At 68.5% G+C, this 19,448-nt stretch carries 22 protein-coding genes; 12 read left to right on the top strand and 10 right to left on the bottom strand.

The genetic code is table 11. The features are described 5' to 3' along the window. The first annotated feature begins 47 nt into the window (after positions 1–47). The gene (gene tenA, locus M5E06_RS30270; protein ID WP_252141403.1) at positions 48–734 is read left to right on the top strand and encodes a thiaminase II; all 687 of its coding nucleotides are present in this window, start codon (positions 48–50) and stop codon (positions 732–734) included. Between the two features lie 4 nt (positions 735–738). Here the strand turns inward: tenA and M5E06_RS30275 are convergent, their stop codons facing one another. From M5E06_RS30275 to M5E06_RS30285, 3 genes are all read right to left on the bottom strand, one after another. Continuing rightward, positions 739–1,104: a hypothetical protein gene (locus M5E06_RS30275; protein WP_252141404.1), complete on the bottom strand. Its 366-nt coding sequence runs from the start codon at positions 1,102–1,104 to the stop codon at positions 739–741. Positions 1,105–1,218: 114 nt separating this feature from the next. After that, entirely contained in the window at positions 1,219–2,013 is a 795-nt protein-coding gene (locus M5E06_RS30280; protein ID WP_252141405.1) for a cyclic nucleotide-binding domain-containing protein, read from the bottom strand. A 60-nt stretch (positions 2,014–2,073) separates the two neighbouring features. Continuing rightward, the gene (locus M5E06_RS30285) at positions 2,074–2,697 is read right to left on the bottom strand and encodes a TlpA family protein disulfide reductase (protein ID WP_252141406.1); all 624 of its coding nucleotides are present in this window, start codon (positions 2,695–2,697) and stop codon (positions 2,074–2,076) included. Positions 2,698–2,786: 89 nt separating this feature from the next. Between M5E06_RS30285 and argH the strand changes: the two genes are divergently transcribed. From argH to M5E06_RS30315, 6 genes are all read left to right on the top strand, one after another. After that, complete coding sequence (gene argH, locus M5E06_RS30290; protein ID WP_252141407.1) at positions 2,787–4,223, top strand: argininosuccinate lyase; 1,437 nt, start codon at positions 2,787–2,789, stop codon at positions 4,221–4,223. Next, positions 4,220–4,426 (top strand): hypothetical protein, encoded by a 207-nt coding sequence (locus tag M5E06_RS30295; RefSeq protein WP_252141408.1) that lies wholly within the window; start codon positions 4,220–4,222, stop codon positions 4,424–4,426. Before argH ends, M5E06_RS30295 begins: the two co-directional genes overlap by 4 nt. A gap of 35 nt (positions 4,427–4,461) precedes the next feature. After that, positions 4,462–5,721 (top strand): diaminopimelate decarboxylase, encoded by a 1,260-nt coding sequence (gene lysA, locus M5E06_RS30300; RefSeq protein WP_252141488.1) that lies wholly within the window; start codon positions 4,462–4,464, stop codon positions 5,719–5,721. Between the two features lie 140 nt (positions 5,722–5,861). Next, complete coding sequence (locus M5E06_RS30305) at positions 5,862–6,287, top strand: OsmC family protein (protein WP_136701105.1); 426 nt, start codon at positions 5,862–5,864, stop codon at positions 6,285–6,287. 232 nt (positions 6,288–6,519) lie between these two features. Continuing rightward, entirely contained in the window at positions 6,520–7,737 is a 1,218-nt protein-coding gene (locus M5E06_RS30310; RefSeq protein ID WP_252141409.1) for an ABC transporter substrate-binding protein, read from the top strand. Between the two features lie 8 nt (positions 7,738–7,745). Then, a complete protein-coding gene (locus M5E06_RS30315; RefSeq protein ID WP_252141410.1) occupies positions 7,746–10,094 on the top strand; it encodes a hybrid sensor histidine kinase/response regulator in 2,349 nt (782 codons plus the stop codon). Positions 10,095–10,121: 27 nt separating this feature from the next. Here M5E06_RS30315 and M5E06_RS30320 read toward each other — a convergent pair whose 3' ends face one another. Next, positions 10,122–10,370 carry a hypothetical protein gene (locus M5E06_RS30320; protein ID WP_252141411.1) on the bottom strand — a complete coding sequence of 83 codons (249 nt, stop codon included), beginning with the start codon at positions 10,368–10,370 and terminating at the stop codon, positions 10,122–10,124. A gap of 244 nt (positions 10,371–10,614) precedes the next feature. Here M5E06_RS30320 and M5E06_RS30325 point away from each other — a divergent pair, with 244 nt between their 5' ends. Continuing rightward, positions 10,615–11,439, top strand: a complete 825-nt coding sequence (locus M5E06_RS30325; RefSeq protein WP_252141412.1) for a Crp/Fnr family transcriptional regulator — start codon at positions 10,615–10,617, stop codon at positions 11,437–11,439. Between the two features lie 148 nt (positions 11,440–11,587). Continuing rightward, positions 11,588–11,944, top strand: a complete 357-nt coding sequence (locus M5E06_RS30330; protein ID WP_252141413.1) for a Lin0512 family protein — start codon at positions 11,588–11,590, stop codon at positions 11,942–11,944. Between the two features lie 10 nt (positions 11,945–11,954). On the opposite strand, the gene M5E06_RS30335 is transcribed toward M5E06_RS30330, so the two are convergent. Beyond that, positions 11,955–12,353: a DUF6157 family protein gene (locus M5E06_RS30335; RefSeq protein WP_252141414.1), complete on the bottom strand. Its 399-nt coding sequence runs from the start codon at positions 12,351–12,353 to the stop codon at positions 11,955–11,957. Positions 12,354–12,599: 246 nt separating this feature from the next. On the opposite strand from M5E06_RS30335, the gene M5E06_RS30340 reads away from it, so the two are divergent. Together M5E06_RS30340 and M5E06_RS30345 are read left to right on the top strand one after the other, a co-directional pair. Continuing rightward, positions 12,600–13,010, top strand: a complete 411-nt coding sequence (locus tag M5E06_RS30340; protein WP_252141415.1) for a DUF2000 domain-containing protein — start codon at positions 12,600–12,602, stop codon at positions 13,008–13,010. A gap of 10 nt (positions 13,011–13,020) precedes the next feature. Continuing rightward, on the top strand, positions 13,021–13,611 hold the full coding sequence (locus tag M5E06_RS30345) for a LysE family translocator (RefSeq protein ID WP_252141416.1): 591 nt from the start codon (positions 13,021–13,023) through the stop codon (positions 13,609–13,611). A gap of 28 nt (positions 13,612–13,639) precedes the next feature. Here M5E06_RS30345 and M5E06_RS30350 read toward each other — a convergent pair whose 3' ends face one another. The 5 genes from M5E06_RS30350 to M5E06_RS30370 all read right to left on the bottom strand — a co-directional run bounded on the left by M5E06_RS30350 (position 13,640) and on the right by M5E06_RS30370 (position 18,685). Beyond that, the gene (locus M5E06_RS30350) at positions 13,640–14,467 is read right to left on the bottom strand and encodes a helix-turn-helix transcriptional regulator (RefSeq protein ID WP_252141417.1); all 828 of its coding nucleotides are present in this window, start codon (positions 14,465–14,467) and stop codon (positions 13,640–13,642) included. Between the two features lie 69 nt (positions 14,468–14,536). Continuing rightward, positions 14,537–15,538: an AraC-like transcriptional regulator QhpR gene (gene qhpR / locus M5E06_RS30355; protein ID WP_252141418.1), complete on the bottom strand. Its 1,002-nt coding sequence runs from the start codon at positions 15,536–15,538 to the stop codon at positions 14,537–14,539. A gap of 339 nt (positions 15,539–15,877) precedes the next feature. Continuing rightward, a complete protein-coding gene (locus M5E06_RS30360) occupies positions 15,878–16,513 on the bottom strand; it encodes an HdeD family acid-resistance protein (RefSeq protein ID WP_252141419.1) in 636 nt (211 codons plus the stop codon). A 91-nt stretch (positions 16,514–16,604) separates the two neighbouring features. Continuing rightward, the gene (locus tag M5E06_RS30365; protein WP_109153901.1) at positions 16,605–17,291 is read right to left on the bottom strand and encodes a LolA family protein; all 687 of its coding nucleotides are present in this window, start codon (positions 17,289–17,291) and stop codon (positions 16,605–16,607) included. A 119-nt stretch (positions 17,292–17,410) separates the two neighbouring features. Further along, on the bottom strand, positions 17,411–18,685 hold the full coding sequence (locus M5E06_RS30370; protein ID WP_252141420.1) for a UbiH/UbiF/VisC/COQ6 family ubiquinone biosynthesis hydroxylase: 1,275 nt from the start codon (positions 18,683–18,685) through the stop codon (positions 17,411–17,413). A gap of 407 nt (positions 18,686–19,092) precedes the next feature. On the opposite strand from M5E06_RS30370, the gene glnK reads away from it, so the two are divergent. Beyond that, complete coding sequence (gene glnK / locus M5E06_RS30375) at positions 19,093–19,431, top strand: P-II family nitrogen regulator (RefSeq protein ID WP_014189833.1); 339 nt, start codon at positions 19,093–19,095, stop codon at positions 19,429–19,431. Positions 19,432–19,448 lie beyond the last annotated feature (17 nt).

The following is a 19,448-nucleotide window of genomic DNA, read 5'->3' on the forward strand; positions in this document are numbered from 1 at the left end:
GGTAGAGTGTGCGCCCAATTCCGTCAGCGACACCGGAGACTGCGCTCATGACCGCCGCCACCAGCCAAACCGACCTGTTCGACCGGCTCGTCGCCGAGGCGCGGCCGGACTGGTCGGCCTATGTCGACCACGCCTTCGTGCGCGGGATGGGCGACGGGACGCTGCCGCAGGCGTGCTTCCGGCATTATCTGGTGCAGGATTACCTGTTCCTGATCCATTTCGCCCGCGCCTACGCTCTCGCCATCTACAAGGGCCGCGACCTGCTCGAGATGCGGGCGTCGCTGAACGGCCTGAAGGCGATCCTCGACGTGGAGATGGACCTGCATGTCGGCCTGTGCGCCGGCTGGGGCCTGCCGGCCGCCGAACTGGAACAGGCGGCGGAGGCCAAGGCGACGATGGCCTACACCCGCTATGTGCTGGAAACGGGCTTGCGCGGCGACCTGCTGGACCTGCATGTGGCGCTCAGCCCCTGCGTCATCGGCTATGCCGAGATCGGCCGCCGGCTGGCCGGGCTACCCGGCGCGCTGAACGAGTCCAACCCCTACCGCGTCTGGATCGCCGAATATGCGGGGAAGGCCTATCAGGAGGTGGCGCAGGCGGCGCGGGAGAACCTCGACCGGCTGGCGGCGGATGGGATGACGGAGGCGCGCTTCCCCCGTCTGCTTACCGTCTTCCGTCAGGCCTGCCGGCTGGAGGCCGACTTCTGGGAAATGGGCATGACGCTGGCGGGGTGAGTCCTCACCCCTGCTTGGCCGCCGCCTTCTCCCGGTCCACCGCTTCAAGAATCCGCTGCAGCGCTTCGGTGGTCAGCGGTGAATCCATGGTCAGGCCGTCACCGAACTTGCGGAGGGCGCCGATGGCGCGGCGGCGAGCGATGAACTCGTCGTCGCCGGCCTCGAACGGCTCCACCACCGGACCCTTGTAGTAGCCGCCACGGAAGCTCCACTGGCGGCGCCCGTCGGCGCGCCATTCGCTGCCGTCGGACAGGACCATGCAGCGGCCGCCCTCCTTATAGCGTTCCACCGTTGCGATGGATTGCGGAATGGACTGGCCGCTGCGGATCGTCACGCGGTCGCCGACGCGGAAGCTGGCGGCAGTGAACATGCTGTCTCCCTGAATGGCGCACACCCCCGAGGGGGCCGGAGCGCCGCAATATTCGTGAAGGCGCTGTTTTCCACCAGATGCCCCGGCAAATCCAGCACCAAGTCCGATCCCGACTCAGCCGGCCTTCTCGGCGGACGGGGGCGGGCCTGCCGGGGCGGAAGCCTTCTTCGTCAGCTGGGCGATGTAGATCCGGGCCAGCGACTTCAGGATCGGCGGCATCGCCGTCACCGCATCCTCGAAGCTGCGCTTGTCGATGACCTCGCAGATGCCACCGGCGACCGCCACGGCAGTGACGTCGGGCTGGCGGCCGGTCAGCAGATAGATCTCGCCGAACAGGCGGCCGGGCCCGAGAGACGCGATCTCGCCGCCCAGCGTGCCGCGGCCGGGGCGCAGCGCCACGCGGCCGGACTGGATCAGGTAGGCGGCGTTCACCGGCTCGTTGGGGCCGAAGAAGACATGCCCCTCGCGGATCATCCGACGGTCGACCACCTTCTGGAAGGAGTTGGTGGAGCGGAAATCCACCGCATTTCCGTACCGTTCGACCGCCGGCAGGCCATAATCGCGGCGGATGGCGGCGATCAGGCTCTGCAGCAGAAACGACGCCAGCGGCGGACTGCGCTTCAGCAGCCCGCGGAAGGCCTCCCGCGTCACCTCGACGCAAGACACCTCGGTCAGCGAGCGCACGGTGGCGCTGCGCTCGCCATCGTCGATCAGCGCCATCTCGCCGACCACCGCCCCCTTGCCGACGACGCTCAGCCGCCGGGTGCCGCCGTCCGGCAGGGTCAGCAGCACCTCCAGCTCGCCGGATTCGATCAGCCACGCCCGGTCGGCGCGCTCGCCCTGCCGCATCATCACGATGCCGGGACCGATGGTGTAGCGCTTGGGGCCGATTGCTGCGGGCTGCGTCATGGAATGGCTCGGGACAGGCGGACGATCATCGCCGCACTCTACCCCAAGGCCACAGGATCGTCAGCCGCCGGTCTTCATCACCCCGCCGCGGTCACGCGCCGGCCCGCCACCATGACCGAGGAACTGGCGCAGGAAGGCGACGACCTCCGGCGAATCCCACTCCACCGCCCCTTCGACGCGGCCAAGCTCGCGCCCCTCCGGATCGACCAGGATGGTGGTGGGCAGGCCGCGCAAGGACAGCACCTTCATCGATTCCGATCCGGGATCGAGGAACACCGTCAGATGCTCCACCCCCGTCTTCTTATAGAAGGGCTCCACCGCCGTCCGCCCGCCGCGGTCCAGCGACAGCGCCACCACCTGGAAGGCGTCGCCGCCCAGCTGGGCCTGCAGGCGGTCGAGCGACGGCATCTCCTTCACGCAGGGCCCGCACCAGGTCGCCCACAGGTTCAGCAGGATCACCCGGTCCTTGAATTCGGCGAGATCGACCCGACGCCCCTCGGCATCGACGAAGGACAGCGGCGGCATCGGCTTCGGCTCCGCCCCCTTGAACTTCTCCAGCTTGTCGGCGCCGGTGGCGGCGACCGGCGTGGCGGCATCCGCCGCGCCCAGCCGCACCACCTCGGGGGCGCCCGAGCCGGGGTTCGGCGCCGCGCCGGCGCTCCACCACAGGCCGGCCCCGGCCATGCACACACAAACCGTTGCGACGGCCGCCAAAGTCCGCATACTCACGCTTCCTCGCTCCCCTTCACCCGAATGCCCCGGTATCCGTCCCCATGAGCGCCGATCAGACCCCGCCGAATTCCGCCGCCCCCACGGGCTCTGCCGCACCCGCCGCCAGCCAGATGTGGGGCGGGCGATTCGCGCGCGGTCCCGCCGCCATCATGGAGAAGATCAACGCCTCCATCGGCTTCGACAAGCGGCTCGCCGACCAGGACATCGCCGGGTCGAAGGCCCATGCCGCGATGCTGGCCAAGCAGGGCATCATAACCCAGGCCGACGCCGATGCCATCATCGACGGCCTCGACCGCGTGAAAGCAGAGATTGACGCCGGCGTCTTCACCTTCAAGGTGGAGCTGGAGGACATCCACATGAATGTGGAGGCCCGGCTGGCCGAGTTGATCGGCGAACCGGCCAAGCGCCTGCACACCGGCCGCTCGCGCAACGATCAGGTGGCGACCGACTTCAAGCTGTGGGTGCGCGACGCCATCGACCGCACCATCGCCGGCCTGACCGCGCTGCAGACCGCGCTGATCGATCTGGCGGAGCAGCACACCGGGACGGTGATGCCCGGCTTCACCCACCTGCAGGCGGCGCAGCCGATCAGCTTCGCCCATCACCTGCTGGCCTATGTCGAGATGTTCGGGCGCGACCGCAGCCGCTTCCGCGACGCCCGCTGCCGGCTGAACGAATGCCCGCTGGGCTCGGCGGCGCTGGCCGGCACCCCCTACCCCATCGACCGTTTCATGACGGCGGAGGCGCTTGGCTTCAACCGGCCGACCGCCAACTCGCTGGACGCGGTGTCCGACCGCGACTTCGCGCTGGAATACCTGTCGGCGGCGTCGATCTGCGCCATGCACCTGTCGCGCTTCGCCGAGGAGATCGTGATCTGGTGCTCGGCCCAGTTCCGCTTCATCAAGCTGACGGACGCCTTCACCACCGGCTCCTCCATCATGCCGCAGAAGAAGAACCCCGACGCGGCGGAGCTGGTGCGCGCCAAGGCCGGCCGGGTGATCGGCAGCCTGAACAGCCTGCTGATCGCCATGAAGGGCCTGCCGCTGGCCTATTCCAAGGACATGCAGGAAGACAAGGAGCCGGTGTTCGAGGCCGACGACACGCTGGCGCTCTGCATCGCCGCCATGGAAGGCATGGTGCGCGACATGCAACCGAACGTCCAGGCGATGCGCGAGGCGGCCGACCGCGGCTTCCTGAACGCCACCGACCTCGCCGACTGGCTGGTGCGGGAGCTGAACATGCCCTTCCGCGAGGCGCACCACGTCACCGGCCGTGCCGTGAAGGCGGCGGAGGACCGGCGCGTCGGCCTGACCGACCTGACGCTGGATGAACTGAAGGCCATTGAGCCGCGCATCACCGAAGCCGTCTATCCGGCGCTGAGCATCGAGGCGTCGCTGAACAGCCGCACCAGCTTCGGCGGCCCGGCACCCGTCCGCGTGCAGGAGGCGGTGAAGGCCGCCCGGGAGCGTTTCCTGTGAACCGCCGCCTTCCCCGCTCCCTCACCCTGACCGTCCTCGCCCTGACCGGCGCCCTGGCGCTGGCCGGCTGCGGCAAGAAGCCGAAATTCGTCGACAGCCCGGTTCCGGAGGGGCAGGTCGATCCCTTCCCGCGCACCTACCCCAACCCCTCACAGGACCCGAAGCCCGCCAAGCCGGCCGGTTCCGGAGTGCAGTTCCCATGAACGCCGCCCGCCCCGGTTCTCCCAACGGCTCGCCGATGAGCGTCTTCGCCTACCGCAACGGCGTGCTGCATGCCGAATCCGTCTCGCTGGAGGATGTGGCGCGCGAGGTCGGCACCCCCTTCTACCTCTATTCCACCGCGGCGCTGGAATCGCACTACAATGCCTATGCCGGTGCCTTTGCCGGCCAGGATGCCGGCGTCTGCTATGCGCTGAAGGCCAACTCCAACCTCGCCGTCATCCGCACCCTGGCAAAGCTGGGCGCCGGCGGCGACGTGGTGTCGGTGGGCGAGATGAAGCGGGCGCTGGCCGGCGGCATTCCGGCCGAGCGCATCGTCTTCTCCGGCGTCGGCAAGACCCGCGACGACCTGCGTGCCGCGCTGGAGGCCGGCATCCACCAGATCAACGTCGAATCGGTGCCGGAGCTGGAGGCGTTGAGCCAGATCGCCTCGTCCATGGGCGTGGAGGCTCCCATCGCCTTCCGAGTCAATCCGGACGTCGACGCCAAGACCCACGCCAAGATCGCCACCGGCAAGAAAGAGAACAAGTTCGGCATCGATTATGACCACGCGCGCGAGATCTACCGCCGCGCCGCGGCCCTGCCGGGCATCAAGCCGGTCGCCATCGCCGTCCATATCGGCTCGCAGCTGACCGACCTCGCCCCCTTCCGGGCGGCTTACGAGCGGGTCGCGGCCCTGCTGCACCAGCTGCGCGAGGACGGCCACGACATCCAGCGCCTCGACCTCGGCGGCGGCCTCGGCATCACCTACAAGAACGAGGCGCCGCCCGATCTCGCCGACTATGCCGCGATGGTACGCTCGATCACCGGCAATCTCGGCTGCCGCATCACGCTGGAGCCGGGCCGCTCGCTGGTCGGCAACGCCGGCATCCTGGTCAGCCGCGTCATCTATGTGAAGCAGGGGCTGCACCGCCGCTTCGCCATCGTCGACGCGGCGATGAACGATCTGATCCGCCCGTCGCTGTACGACGCCTATCACGGCATCGTCCCGGTGGCGGAACCGGCCGAGGGCGTCGCGCAGGAGCCGTACGACGTGGTCGGCCCGGTGTGCGAGAGCGGCGACACCTTCGCCGTGCAGCGCCCGCTGCCGCCGTTGGCCGACGACGACCTCGTCGCCTTCCTGTCGGCCGGCGCCTATGGCGCGGTGATGGCCTCGACCTACAACACCCGGCCGCTGGTGCCGGAGGTTCTGGTCAACGGCGACCGCTTCTCCGTCATCCGCCCCCGCCCGACGGTGGAGGAGATGCTGGCAGCCGAGCGCGTGCCTGATTGGCTTTAGAAAACGCTGGCTGTAACGGTCGGCGGCGCGAAGGGAGTATGCGGCTGGCCGCCGCGGTCGATGGCCCTAGGTCAGGCTCGACCGGTCCCCGCCATGGCGGCGGGCCGGTCCGACCATGACCAGCAAGGGGAGACATCACCATGGCGATGCGGCAATCGGATGCCGAATGGCGCGGCGACCTGAAATCGGGCAGCGGCAAGATGCGGCTGGGCAGCGGCGCCTTCGAAGGCAGCTACTCCTTTCCCTCCCGCTTCGAGAACGGCCAGGGTACCAATCCTGAGGAGCTGATCGCGGCGGCGCATGCCGGCTGCTTCTCCATGGCGCTGTCGGCCGGGCTCGCCCAAGCCGGACACACGCCGACCCGCGTCCACACCACCGCCAAGGTGCATCTGGAGAAGGCCGGCGCCGGCTTTGCCATCAGCCGGATCGAGCTGGAGTGCGAAGCCGAAATCCCCGGCATCGACGAGGCCACCTTCCAGGAACAGGCGAACGGCGCCAAGGCCAACTGCCCGGTGTCGAAGGCGCTGGCAGGCACCCAGATCAGCCTGACCGCCAAATTGGTCTGATCCGTCCGACAGGGGCGCCGCCCACCGCCGGGCGGCGCTTTCCCTGCACTCATGCCTGTAACGATAATAATAATCACTGCCAGCGAGCGACTTGCCGCAATGGCACTGGTCTTCCGTACTCGCCGCTCGGCCGAAGGGAAGATTGACCCCGCCGGTTCCCCCCACCCATAGTGCCGCGTTACGCGCACGGGAGCCAAATCTTCCGTTTGCCGATCCACTTGAACGACGGCCAATGTTTTCCGCAGCCCTCCACCTGTTCCGTCCGATCCTGCTTCTGCTTGCCCTCGCGGTTTCGCTTGCGGCAGCGCCGGCTGCTGCCGGGCCGGCGGGGCGGGACCTTCCCGGGGAACCGGTGGTGCTGGCGCTGGACGGGGAGTTCGGGCTGACCAACAGCACCTCGGCCGAATCCATCCAGCGCGGGATCCTGACCGCCATCGACGACATCAACCGCGGCGGCGGCGTTCTGGGCGGCCGGCCGCTAACGCTGATCACCCGCGAACACCGCTCGATCTCCGCCCGCGGCATCAAGAACATCCGGGAACTGGCCACCATCCCCGGACTGGTCGCCGTCTTCGGCGGCCGGTTCAGCCCGGTGGTGATCGAGGAGCTGCCGGTCCTGGAACAGACCCGCACCCTGTTCCTGGCCCCCTGGTCGTCAGCCGACGACATCGTCGACAACGGGATGGAGCCCAACTACATCTTCCGGCTGTCGTTGCGCGACAGCCTGGCGATGCCCTTCCTGCTGAAGCGCGCCACCGACCGCGGCCTGACCCATGTCGGGCTGCTGCTGACCAACACCGCCTGGGGACGATCCAACCTGGAGGCCGCCAACCGCTACCTTGCGGAGCACAAGACGCCTGATCTGGTCGGCACCGCATGGTACAACTGGCGCGACCGCTCGCTGATCGACAAGTATCAGGCGCTGGCCGATGCCGGCGCCCAGGCGATCCTGCTGGTCGCCAACGACGACGAGGCCGCCGTGCTGGTGCGCGAGGTCGCCGCCCTGCCGCCGCAGCGGCGGCTGCCGATCCTCAGCCATTGGGGCGTCACCGGCGGCGATTTCGTCGGACAGGCCGGACCGGCCCTGCAGGAGGTCGATTTCAGCGTGATCCAGACGGTCAGCCCCTTCCGCATCCCCAAGGACCGGCTGGCCCCGGTGCTGGAGACGGCCGGACGCCTGTTCGGCATCCACCGGCCGGAGGACATCGTGTCGCCGGTGGGCTTCCTGCACGCCTATGATCTGACCCGCATCCTGGCGCTCGCGATCGACCGCGCCGGCACCACCGACCGCGCCGCCGTGCGCGACGCGCTGGAACAGGTCGGCCCCTATCACGGGGTGACCCGCGACTACGACCGTCCCTTCGCCCCCGGCCGGCACGAGGCGCTGGGGCCCGACGACCTGCTGATGGCTCGCTTCCGCGCCGACGGCGTTCTGGTTCCGGTGGATTGAGAACTCGGATGAGCGAACCAATTCCCACCGGCCCCACCTCCGACGGCACCATCCCCCGCGCCGCCCAGCGGATGCTGACCTCCGGACGGCTGGCCCGCCGCTTCGCGATGGTGTCGCTGATGCTGGGCGTGCTGATCGCCATTCTGATCGGCGCCAGCCTGTATCTGGTGTCGAGCCGCCATCTGGCGCGCCAGCACCATGCCAATGTGGAGGCGAACGCCAGCCTCGCCGCCCGCCAGACCGAAGGACTGCTGAACACGCTGGTGATGACGGTGCGCGAACTGGCGGAAAACAGCGTGCTCGCCACCGCCCTGGTCGATTCCGCGGGGAAGGAAACCTACCTGATCCCCTTCCTGGGCAGCTTCAACCACATCGCCAGCATGCCGGTGGCGCTGGTCTTCACCGATTTCGAAGGAGAGCCGGTCGCCGACAACGGGCGCCATGCCGCCCCGCTGGCCATCGCGCCGGCCGACATGGCCTGGCTGCGCGCCGCCATCGCCGCCGGCAAGCCCGCCGCCCAGGTGGTGCAGCAGGGCGATACCAAGTTCCTGCTGGCTGCGGAGATGCTGATCTATTCCCGCACCACCTCGCCGGAAGGGGCGCTGCTCTACAAGGTGCCGCTCGACTCCCTGGTCCTGCATCCGGAGGCGGAGCTTCTCCACGGCAGCGGGCCGCCTCCGCCGGTGCCGGCCGACATGATGGCGGTGACAGTGCCGCTGACCGTGCCGGAACGGCTGGCGAAGCTTGGGTTGAAGCTGCGGCTGGAGGCGCCGGAAACGCCGACCACCGCGCTCTTGTCCTGGATGCTGCCGGCCTATGGTCTGGTGGCCGTTCTCGCCCTGCTGGCGATCTACATCGGCAGCCGCGCCGTCGGCAACCACATGACCCGGTCCCTGCGCGAACTGGAACGGCTGGCCGGCGCCATCGCCACCGACGGCTTCACCGGACAGCGCGCCCGGGTGCGCGGCAATGACGAGGTTTCGGCCCTGGCGCGCGGCTTCAACGCCATGCTGGACCACATCGCGGCGATCCAGCGCGAGCGCGAGATGCGGGCGGCGGAGGAGATCACCATCCAGCGCACCCTGGCCGAGCGCGCCGAACAGGCCCGCGCCGAGGCGGAAAGCGCCCGCAACGAGGAGGAGCGCTCGCGCCAGGAGGCGGTGATGGCGCTGATGGTGGCGGAGCGCGCCAACGCCGCCAAGACGCATTTCCTGGCGGCGGCCAGCCACGACCTGCGCCAGCCGGTGCAATCGCTGGTCCTGCTGACCTCCGCCCTGGCGATCCGGCTGGGCGACCATCCGGCGGCGTCGCTGGTCGGCAGCATCGAGGCGTCGATGGACGCGCTGTGCCGCCTGCTCGACGCCATCCTGGACATCTCCAAGCTGGATGCCGGCACGGTGTCCCCCAACATCCAGGCGGTGTCGCTCGGCACCATCTTCGCCCGGCTGGAGGGCGAATACCGGCTGCGCGCCGCGGAGAAGGGCGTCGCCTTCCGCAGCGTCCCCACCAACGTGACGCTGAACGCCGACCCGGCGCTGCTGGAACGGATCATCCGCAATCTGGTGGAGAACGCGCTGCGCTACACCGACCACGGCCGCATCCTGCTGGGCTGCCGCCATCGTCCGGGGGCCTTGCGCATCCAGGTCCACGACACCGGCATCGGCATCCCGCCCGAGCATCTGGAGCGGATCTTCCACGAATTCTACCAGATCTCCAACCCCACCCGCGACCGCGGCAAGGGGCTGGGGCTGGGGCTTGCCATCGTCGACCGGCTGGCGCGGCTGCTGGGCTACCGCGTGCATGTCGCGTCCCGGCCGAACAAGGGGTCCTGCTTCACGCTGGACATCCCCACCTCCGCCCTGCCGGCGGTCGCGGCGGCGTCCGGGGCGACCGATGCGGAACAGGCGCCGGAGCCCGGACGCGGCACCGCCCTGGTGATCGACGACGATCCGCTGGTGCGCGAGGGGCTGACCCTGCTGATCGAGGATTTCGGCTGGCGCGCGACCGCGGCCGACAGCGCCGCCGATGCGCTCCGCCTGCTGCGGGACCAGCCGCGCCCGCCCGATCTGGTGATCGCCGATTACCGGCTGGAAGCGGGCGCCACCGGGCTGGAGGCCCTCCGTGCGGTCGAAACCGCCCTGCGGGAGCGGGGATTCCCGGCCCCGGCCAGCGTCGTGCTGACCGGCGACACCGCGCCCGAACGCATCGCCGATGCCGAGGCCAGCGGCTACCGCATCCTGCACAAGCCGATCGCCGCCAAGGAGGTCGCGCAGTTGTTGAGCGATTCCCTGACGGATGGACCCACCGGCCGGCAAGAGGCCGGCGACCGGCGCAATTCGACCATCCTGCAGGACTGATCGCGCCGGTCCACCCGCACCGGTGCGTCAGCCGCGACTGTAGGGACCGGCGGCGTTCACCTGCAGGGCGAGGCGCTCGATGAAGCGCACCGCCATCTCCTGACGCCGGATTGCCGGTTCCGGTATTTCCTGTCGCAGATGGGCAGCGGCGGCGTCCTCGAGCACGCCCCGCGCCTCCTCGACCGTGAGGAGGCCCTTTTCGACCATGGCGATCACCAACGATTCACAAATCGAGAGAGCGGCCATACCTGCCGCCTCTTCCTCCGACGTCATCATGCCCCCGTTCGATTGGTTCTCAACCCCGCCCGGCCAAGCCGCCGGTAGGTCCAATTGCATAGGGAACAACACACGGGTCGGCTGCGCGTCACAGACCGTTCGAGAAAAATATTCAGCCGATTAACCTATGTTGTGGCTGCCTCGCCTGAAAACCCTAAACGTTCGAGACAACGCGGAACCGGTTCAACGGCGCGACCGTTTATCGAAACGCCAATATTTGGACAAAGAAGGCAAAGAGACGACCATGACTCGCGCCCTGGCGAGCCGCGCCCTCGAACCGACTCCATTGTGGCTCAAATTGAGCAGCTACCTCGTCCTGTCGGATGAGGAAAAGATGTATCTTGCCGAATTGGAAAGGACGACCGACCGCGTGCCGCCGCGCATCGATCTTCTCCAACAAGGCGAAAGGTATCGCGACGTCCGCATCATGCGGGACGGGTGGGCGATCCGCCACAAAGCCTTGCCGGACGGACGGCGCCAGGTCGTCAATTTCGTCCTGCCCGGCGACATCATCGGCATGTACTGCACCCTGTTCGAATCGGCCGACCACAGCGTCACCACCCTGACCCCGGTCGAGGTGGCGAGCTTCCCGCCGGAGCGGATCGGCGAACTGTTCCGGTCCTTCCCGCGCCTTGCCGCCGCACTCGCCTGGTCCGGCGCGCGGGAGGAGGCCATCGTCGCCGAGCGGCTGCTCAGCCTGGGGCGCCGGACCGCGCTGGAGCGCACCGCCCATCTGATCGTCGAGCTTCTGCGCCGCCTCAGCATCGTCAACATGGTGACCGACGGGCATTTCGTGCTGCCGGTGACGCAGGAGATCCTGGCCGACGCGCTGGGTCTCAGCATCGTCCACATCAACCGCACCCTGCGGCGGCTGCGCGACAGCGGCCTGATCGAGCTGAACGGCCAGCGGATCACCGTCAACGACGTGCGCCAGCTCGCCTCCGTCGGCCAGTTCGACGAGCTGTACCTCCACCTGATCCGCGCGCCCCGCCGCCTGGAACGCGCCTTCTCCGGCACCCACCACCACAACGGCGCCAAGATGGACGGCGAAATCCGCCCGAAGGCGTGACGAGAGTCCGGTGCGGTGTGAGGTGGGGGGCCGGCACCTTCCACCCCCCGAAATTCCCCCGCCACCCCCTTGGCCCTGCCTGCGACCACGCGCCATCATCCCCGTCGACCAACAGCCACGACCGACAGCCAATGAAAGGCCCGACGCGATGAAACAGGTGATGTTCGTGGAACTCGGCATGGGGGTGGATCTGCATGGCCAGGACGTGACCAAGGCCGCCGTCCGCGCCGTGCGCAACGCCATAGAGCGCAACTCCATGCCCGGCATGCGCACCCTGGTCGACGGCGACACCAGCCGGATGCAGGTGCGCGTCCATCTCGCCGTGCCGGCCGATGCCGACCGGCTGGACCACGAGGCGGTGAAGGCCGTCTTCCCCTATGGCGCCGTCAGCATCCACGTCACCGACGGCGGCATGCTGGCGCCGAGCGGCATCTTCCTGGCCGACAAGAACGACCGCAACGAGCAGATCTATGTCGTCAACGCGGCGGTGGAGGTCGGGGTCTGAACCGGCGCCGTCAGCCGCGGCTGTTGCGCATTCCGGCAACGACGCTCAGGTCCGTACGGCGGCTCAGGTCGCGGTAGGCGTCGCTCTCGGCCCCATAGGCGGCGACCCGGCCGTCGCCGTCATGGTGCAGGCCCCAGCCATACTGCTTGACCAGCGGCGATGCCCGCAGGCAGGCCTGCGGCTTGCCGAAGAGCCGGTCGCGCGCCGCCTCGCGTTCTTCCGGCGGAATGCCGTTGCGGATCATGTGGACCTCCAGCAGCAGTTCGTCGCTGGTCATCGCATATGGCCGTTCCAACAGCAGCGAGAGCTGCAGCGCGCCGATCGTACCGGCTTTGGACGGAACGGTGCCGGTCTTTGCCTTGCAGTCGGCCGCGGCGTTGATGAAGGTGTTGACGTAGTTCGTTGACATTCCGGCACCCCATATGCCCCCGGGCACCCCCAAAGCGACGGTGCTGTCGGGACAATATAGCCGGTGCGGATGCCGGTTGCAGCCCTGCCGCCGCGCGTCCGCGCGGGCGACGGGCTGAACCGCCGGCAGTGTGCCGCGAGCGGCCGCACCCCTTCCGGCCGTGGGTAATTTCATTCAATACCCGCCCCCGCCCGATCCACGACAGTCCCCCGGCCTGACCTTCATCCAACAAAGGGAAAGCCGGACGTGACACGCTGTGCCTTCATCATCGACCGCGCCCTGCCGCCTGGGCTGATCGCCAACACCGCCGCCGCCCTGTCGATGACGCTGGGGAAGCTGCGGCCCGAACTGGTCGGCTGCGACCTTCAGGATGCCGACGGCATCGGCCATCCCGGCATCACCACCATCGTGATGCCGATCCTGGTGTCCGATGCCGAGGGCTTGCGCGCGCTGCGCCGGAGCGCGGCGGAACGGGAAGCCGACGGGCTGGGTGTGATCGGCATGACCGATGTCGCCCAGCGCGCCAAGAGCTACGACGACTATCGCCAGCGCCTTGCCGCCACCAGGCAGGAGGAGTTGTGCTATCTCGGCCTCTGCCTCCACGGTCCGGCGGCGCTGGTGCGCTCGCTGACCGGTTCGCTGCCGCTGCTGAAATAGGACGGCGGCGATGATGATGCTTTACCTGTCGATGGCCGGCTTCGCGCTGGCCGCATCGATTTCCCCCGGCCCGGTCAATGTGGTGGCGCTGTCCAGCGGAGCCTCCCACGGTCTGCGCGCCACCCTGCGCCATGTCGCCGGTGCCACCCTGGGATTCGTCCTGCTGCTGGTGTTGGCCGGGCTCGGCCTGGCGGAGCTGTTGCGCGGCTGGCCCGCCGCCGCCACGCTCACCCGTTGGGCGGGCGTGGCCTTTCTGCTGTGGTTGGGCTGGAAGCTGTGGAGAAGCGACGGCGGGATCGCCGACGGCGAACCGCCCCCGGCACCCTCGGTGATTCAGGGCGCCGCCATGCAGTGGCTGAACCCGAAGGCCTGGGTCGCGGCGCTGGCCGGGGTCGGCGCCTATGCCGGGGACGATCCTGCCCGGCTCTGGATCTTCGCCGGGCTGTATTTCGTCATCTGTTATCTGTCGGTCGGCTGCTGGGCCTATGCTGGCGCCCGGTTGCGCCATCTGCTGGCGGATGGGCGGCGGATGCGGCTGTTCAACCGTGCCATGGCCGCCCTGCTCGTGGCGAGCGCCGCCCATATCGGCATCGCCGCCTGATCGCCACGTCCGCCTTCGTGCCGGCCTTTCACTCCCGCCGCATGTACTGGCCGGGGGTGGCGGCGACATGCCGTTTGAAGGCGCGCTGGAAATGGGCCTGATCGGCGAAACCGGCATCCAGCGCGACCTCCACGATCGGCCGGCCGCGTTGCAGCTCCCGACGGCCGAACTGAATGCGGCGGTTGATCTGGTAAGCATGTGGGGTCAGCCCATAGCGGGCCTTGAAGGACCGTACCAGATAGGACGGCGACAAGCCCGACACCGCGGCGATCTCGGCCAGCCGCAGCGGCTGGGTGCAATGGGCGGAGATGAAATCGGCGGCCCGGTCCAGCGCCGCATGCTCGCCGCCGGGCCGGCCCTCCCCATGCCGACCGGACGATACACCGCCCAGCGCCTGCCTCAGCGCGATGAAGAAGGACCGGACTGCCGCCTCTTTCTCCGAGCTGTCGGGGAGCGGATCGAACAACAGGCCAAACAGCCGGCCCAGCCTGTCCGCCAGTTCCGGATCGCGGCTCAAATGCGGCGTGTGGGGCCGGAATGCCGCCTCCCCCTCCAGCGCCGCCAGCCACGCGGCATCGGCATACAGCATGCGATAGGACCAGGGCCGGCCGTTCAGCGGGTTACAGACATGCGCCTCGTCCGGGTTCATCAGAACGACCGTGCCGGCAGCGATCCGGTGGCATTCGGCGCCGATGCGGAAGTCGCTGACACCACCGGTCACCAACCCGATGGAAAAGGTCGGGTGGCTGTGCCAGCCGTAACTGACCTCTTGCCCCTCCTCAATGCTCCGCGCCTCAAGAAGCGGAAGCGCGGTGTCCCGCCAGAAACGGTGACGATTCCTCGATGCGCGCGCCATGTCCGCCCTGTCCTGCGCCGGTATATCCCGGAACCGATCTTATGACGGGAGGCTCACGACTGCCATCCTTCAGCCCCTCCCTTCGCGCATCTTCGCCGGCGACGCGCCGAACCAGCGGCGGAAGGCGCGGCTGAAGGCGCTGACCTCCGAATAGCCGAGCAGGGCACCGATATCGGCGATGGGGACGTGGCGCTGGCGGATATAGACCGCCGCCAGATCGCGCCGCACCCCCTCCACCAGATCGGAGAAGCTCAGCCCCTCGTCGGCCAGCCGGCGTTGCAGGGTCCAGCGGGCGATGCCCAGCCGGTCGGCGATGTCCTCGACATAGGGCGGACCTTCCGGCAGCCGCGCCCGCACCTCCGCCTTCACGCGGTCGAGCAGCGGCGGCGTGCCGGTGCCGCGGGCGATGTCGATCAGCGTGCCGCACAGCCCTGTCAGCCGCGCCATGTCGCCGCCGGGCATGCGGCGGTCGAGATGGCGGTCGCGCAGCAGGATGGCGTTGGTGCGCTGGCCGAAATGGGCCGGCGCGTCGAACAACGCCTGATGCTGGCGCCAGCCCTCCGGTTTGGGATGCTCGAAATGCACCTCCTCCGGCATCCAACCCGGACCGAGGCAGGCGCGCACCACATTGGCGAACATGCCCATGGTCAGTTCGGCATCCTGCCGCCGCTCGACGATCTGGCCGTCGAGGATGCGGTATTCCAGCCGCAGCAGTTCGCCCTCGCGGACGAAGCGCGTCTCGGTCGCCTGCTGGTGGAAGGGAAACAGCCGGGCCAGATGGTCGAGTGCGGCCCCCAGCGTCGGCGCGGCCAGCGCGATGGAGCCGATCAGCCCCAGCATCTCCGGCTGGAACTGGCGGCCGTAGAGCAGGCCGAAATTGTCGTTGCCGGTCTCCGCCGCCGCCACCTCCATCATCGCCACATAGGCGCGGAGGTCGAGCGCCACCGTCGGCTGGCCCAGCGCCCGCTCCTCCACGCCGGCGCGGTGGAACACCCGGTCGGGACAGCCGCCCTGCGCGGCGATGAAGGTCGACACCCCGGACGCGGCGGCGGCCAGGATGTTGTGTTGCACAGAACCTGTGCGCCGGTCGCCGGATCGGTCGCCAGTCTGCCCAATAGTCGGTCGGTGCGGCGTCATGACACAGCCCCTCGCAGCCGTTTTGCCGCAGCGCAGCAAACATCGTGCCGGAGTTCAGGCTGCCAAAGATTGTTCGTATAGGAAATTGTACGATGGAGCTATGAATGGGTGTGGACTGACGATGCCCCCTCCCTAACCCTCCCCCTCTTCGAGGGAGAGGGAACTGCCGCCGCACTGCATACTTACCCTCTACCGCCGAAGGCGGGGGAGGGAGGGACCCGCTCGCAAGAGCGGGAGGGAGGGGGCATCCCGCAATACCTCATACAGGCCCCCTCAAACCGCCGCAGTCATTCCCCCACCGGTCTCCCGATGGCAGTGCCGCAGCCGGAAGGCGGTCACCAAGGCCAGCACCCCGAAGGCGATCAGGTACGCCGCCACCCCCCAGGCGAGCGCCAGCAGCCCCAGCGCCGGCAGCACCCACATGCTGAGCCCGAACAGGATCGACAGCACGCCGGCCACGCCCCAGGCCCATTTCCCATGGGTGCGGTCCATCCGCCACGCCCCCATCACCTCGGCAAAGCCGGTGATGACCGACCATGCCGCGATCAGGAACACCAGCGCGAACAGGCTGGCGGCCGGCCACAGGGCGGCGACGATGCCGGCGATCAGGCTGACCACCCCCTCCAGGATGAAGGGCAGCGAGCGTTCATGATGACGGGAGGCACGGATCCCGGCCAGGATGGCGAAGACGCCATCCAGCAGCAGATAGGCGGCGAAGGTCAGCGCCAGCGTCGCCACCGTCACGCCCGGCATCAGCAGGGCCAGCACTCCCAGCAGGATCGCCGCCGCTCCGCGCAGGGCCAGAGCCCACCAGTTGCGCGCCAGCGCCCTGTTCATGCTGCGCAGGCGACCCGCCGGTTCGACTCCCGACCGGCCGGTCCCAGTCTGATGTGCCTGATCGGTGGACATGGAACGCCTCCTGTTGCCGGTCCCGCGACATGACAACAGGAGGTGAAGGGCTTTGTTGCCCGGGCTTTATTCCCGCTCGCGGCGGGGCCGATCAGTTGCCGCGGCCGAAATCCGATCCGCGCTGCGGCTCCTTGAAATAGAACATGTCGCGGTCGAAGGTGACGTCGGTGCGCGGGTTCAGCAGCGCCACCTCGGTGGTCATGCCCTGGGCGTCCAGCACCCGCCATTTGCGCAGCTGGAAGGGGTGATCCTCGAACACGAGGGTCAGGGTGCCCTTGCCGGGGTCCTTGGTCTCCAGCAGGCTGACCTCGATCACGCCGGGGGCCTGGAACACGTCGGTGACGGTGACGTCACCCGCCAAGCGGATGTTCTTGCGCAGGATGAAGTCGGCGAGCGTCGAGCCGATGGGGGCGCTCGACTGCTGGCGCATCTCGCCGTCCCAATAGAAGACGAAGCTGCCGTCGGCGACGATGAAGTCCTTCAGCGGCCGGTCATACTCCAGCCGCATCCGGCCGGGCCGCCACAGATAGAAGGTGCCGGTCGCCTGCCGCCCGTTGGGCGCCACCTGCAGGAACTTCGACTGCAGGGTGGTGATGCCGTTCAGATACTCCTCCACCTTGGCGACGACCGCCTGATCCTGCGCCGACAGCGAGACCGGGGTGGCCGGCGCGGCTGCGGCGGGCGAGGCGAACAGGGCCGGCAGCGGAGCCAAAAGAGCGGCGGACAGCAGGGCGCCGGTCAGCAGAGAGCGGGAAAGGCGGCGAAGCACGATCTTCATCCTTGGTCGGAGTGGCCCGAACAGCTTGACCGGGCGATGAGGCGGACATAAGGCGTCCGTCCCCCGCTGCCAAGGCGCACCAATGGCGGGACCACCGAAGTAAAATCAGGCGGGAAGCGTCACAGCGGCTGTCCCTTGATCATCCGCGGCAGGTCGCCGACCACGCCCATCGCATGCTTCATGAAGAAGCGCTTGACCGGCGGCAGCCGGTTGATCACCGCCATGCCCAGGTCGCGCGCCAGCTTCACCGGCGGGATGTTGTTGGAGAACAGATGGACCAGCCCGTCGCACACCGCCGCCAATAGCACCGTGTCGAAGCGGCGCCAGCGCTGGAAGCGGGCCAGCACCTCCGGCCCGCCGACATCAAGGCCGAGGCGATAGGCGTCGACCACCACCTCCGCCAGCGCGGCGACATCGCGCATGCCGAGATTCAGCCCCTGCCCGGCGATCGGGTGGATGGCGTGCGCCGCCTCGCCCACCAGCGCCAGCCGGTCGGCGATGAAGCGGTCGGCCAGCAGAACCGACAGCGGCCAGGCCTCGCGCTTGGTCAGCAGCGTGATCTCGCCGAGATAGCCGCCGGACCGGCGCTGCAGCTCGTCGACGAACTGGTCGTCGGGCAGCTTCAGATAGGTGTCGACCAGCGAGGTCTTCTCACTCCACACGATGGAACAGCGGTTGTCCGTCATCGGCAGGACGGCGAAGGGACCGTTGGGCAGGAAATGCTCCACCGCGACGCCCTTGTTCGGCTCGGTGTGGCGGATCGTGCAGATGATGGCGCTCTGGTCGTAGGACCAGCGCCGCACCTTGATGCCGGCGCTTTCGCGCGCCATCGACCGCCGCCCATCGGCGCCGACCAGCAGCCGGCCGCGCACCGTCCGCCCGTCCGCCAGACGCACCGAGACGCCCGACCGCGCCCGCTCCACCGTCACCGCCTTGGCCGGCGCCAGATGGACCAGCCCCGGCAGTTCGGCCGCGCGGGTGAACAGGGCGCGGCGGATGTCCTTGTTGTCCAGGATCCAGCCGAAGGGCTGATGCTTGCCCTCCATCGCCAGTTCGGTGTGGTCGTAATGGATGAACAGGGGCGAGAACTGGTCGGCGATGCGGATATCCAGCATCGGGCCCGCTTGATCGGCCATGTGGTGCCACACCCCCGCCGCCTCCAGCACCATCTTGGAGGCATAGGAGATCGCGGTGGTGCGGATGTCGAAATCGCCGCCGCCCATGCGTTCCGGGCTGTCCTGGTCGATGCAGACCACCGGCACGCCGGCACTGGCCAGCGCCGCCGCCATGGTCAGCCCGGCCAGACCGCCGCCCAGCACCACGACCTCCGTGGTGATGTCGCCGCCCTGCGGCGGGACGGTCGCGTTGCCCGATTCGGTGCCCGGTACGGCCATGATGCTCGCTGCCCTCTCGCCTTCGATGCCTGTGGCGCGGTCGCCGGCTGGGCTTGAGCCTTGTGCCCAGGCCTTGCCGGCGCCGCCGCGCGGTCAAACAATTGTCGCACGGGCGCGTCCTGTCCAGTGTCCTGTCCCGGACCGGTCGAGGCCGGCCACCGCACAGATTGTCGCTGGACGAATTTTAGGCAGATGCCGCCCTTTTGGGCGCCCATTCGACAGGCATATTCCCATTCTTTCAGCGCAATTCAACCGGCACGATTCTTGTAATCGTTGATTTTTGCGGTCGACGCGAACAGGCTTGGGCCATCGGCGCAAGGACGGTACGGTGACGGGCCGGACTGGAACCGCAACGGGGCGGCCACAGCCTTGCACGCGGCCGGAACAACGCTTTAAGGGGAAGCCACATGAAACTGGTTATGGCCATCATCAAGCCGTTCAAGCTCGACGAAGTGCGCGAGGCGCTGACGTCGCTCGGGATCCAGGGCCTGACCGTCAGCGAGGTCAAGGGCTTCGGCCGCCAGAAGGGCCAGACGGAAATCTACCGCGGCGCCGAATATTCCGTGAGCTTCCTGCCCAAGGTGAAGGTCGAGGTCGCCGTGTCCGACGACCAGTACGAGCAGGTGGTGGAGGCGATCCAGAAGGCCGCCAACACCGGCCGCATCGGCGACGGCAAGATCTTCGTGCTGGAGATCGCCCAGGCCGTGCGCATCCGCACCGGCGAGACCAACTCCGAGGCGCTGTAAGGTTTCCGGCCCTAGAT

Source organism: Azospirillum sp. A1-3 (assembly GCF_023806445.1).
In the GTDB taxonomy this organism is placed as follows: Bacteria; Pseudomonadota; Alphaproteobacteria; order Azospirillales; family Azospirillaceae; genus Azospirillum.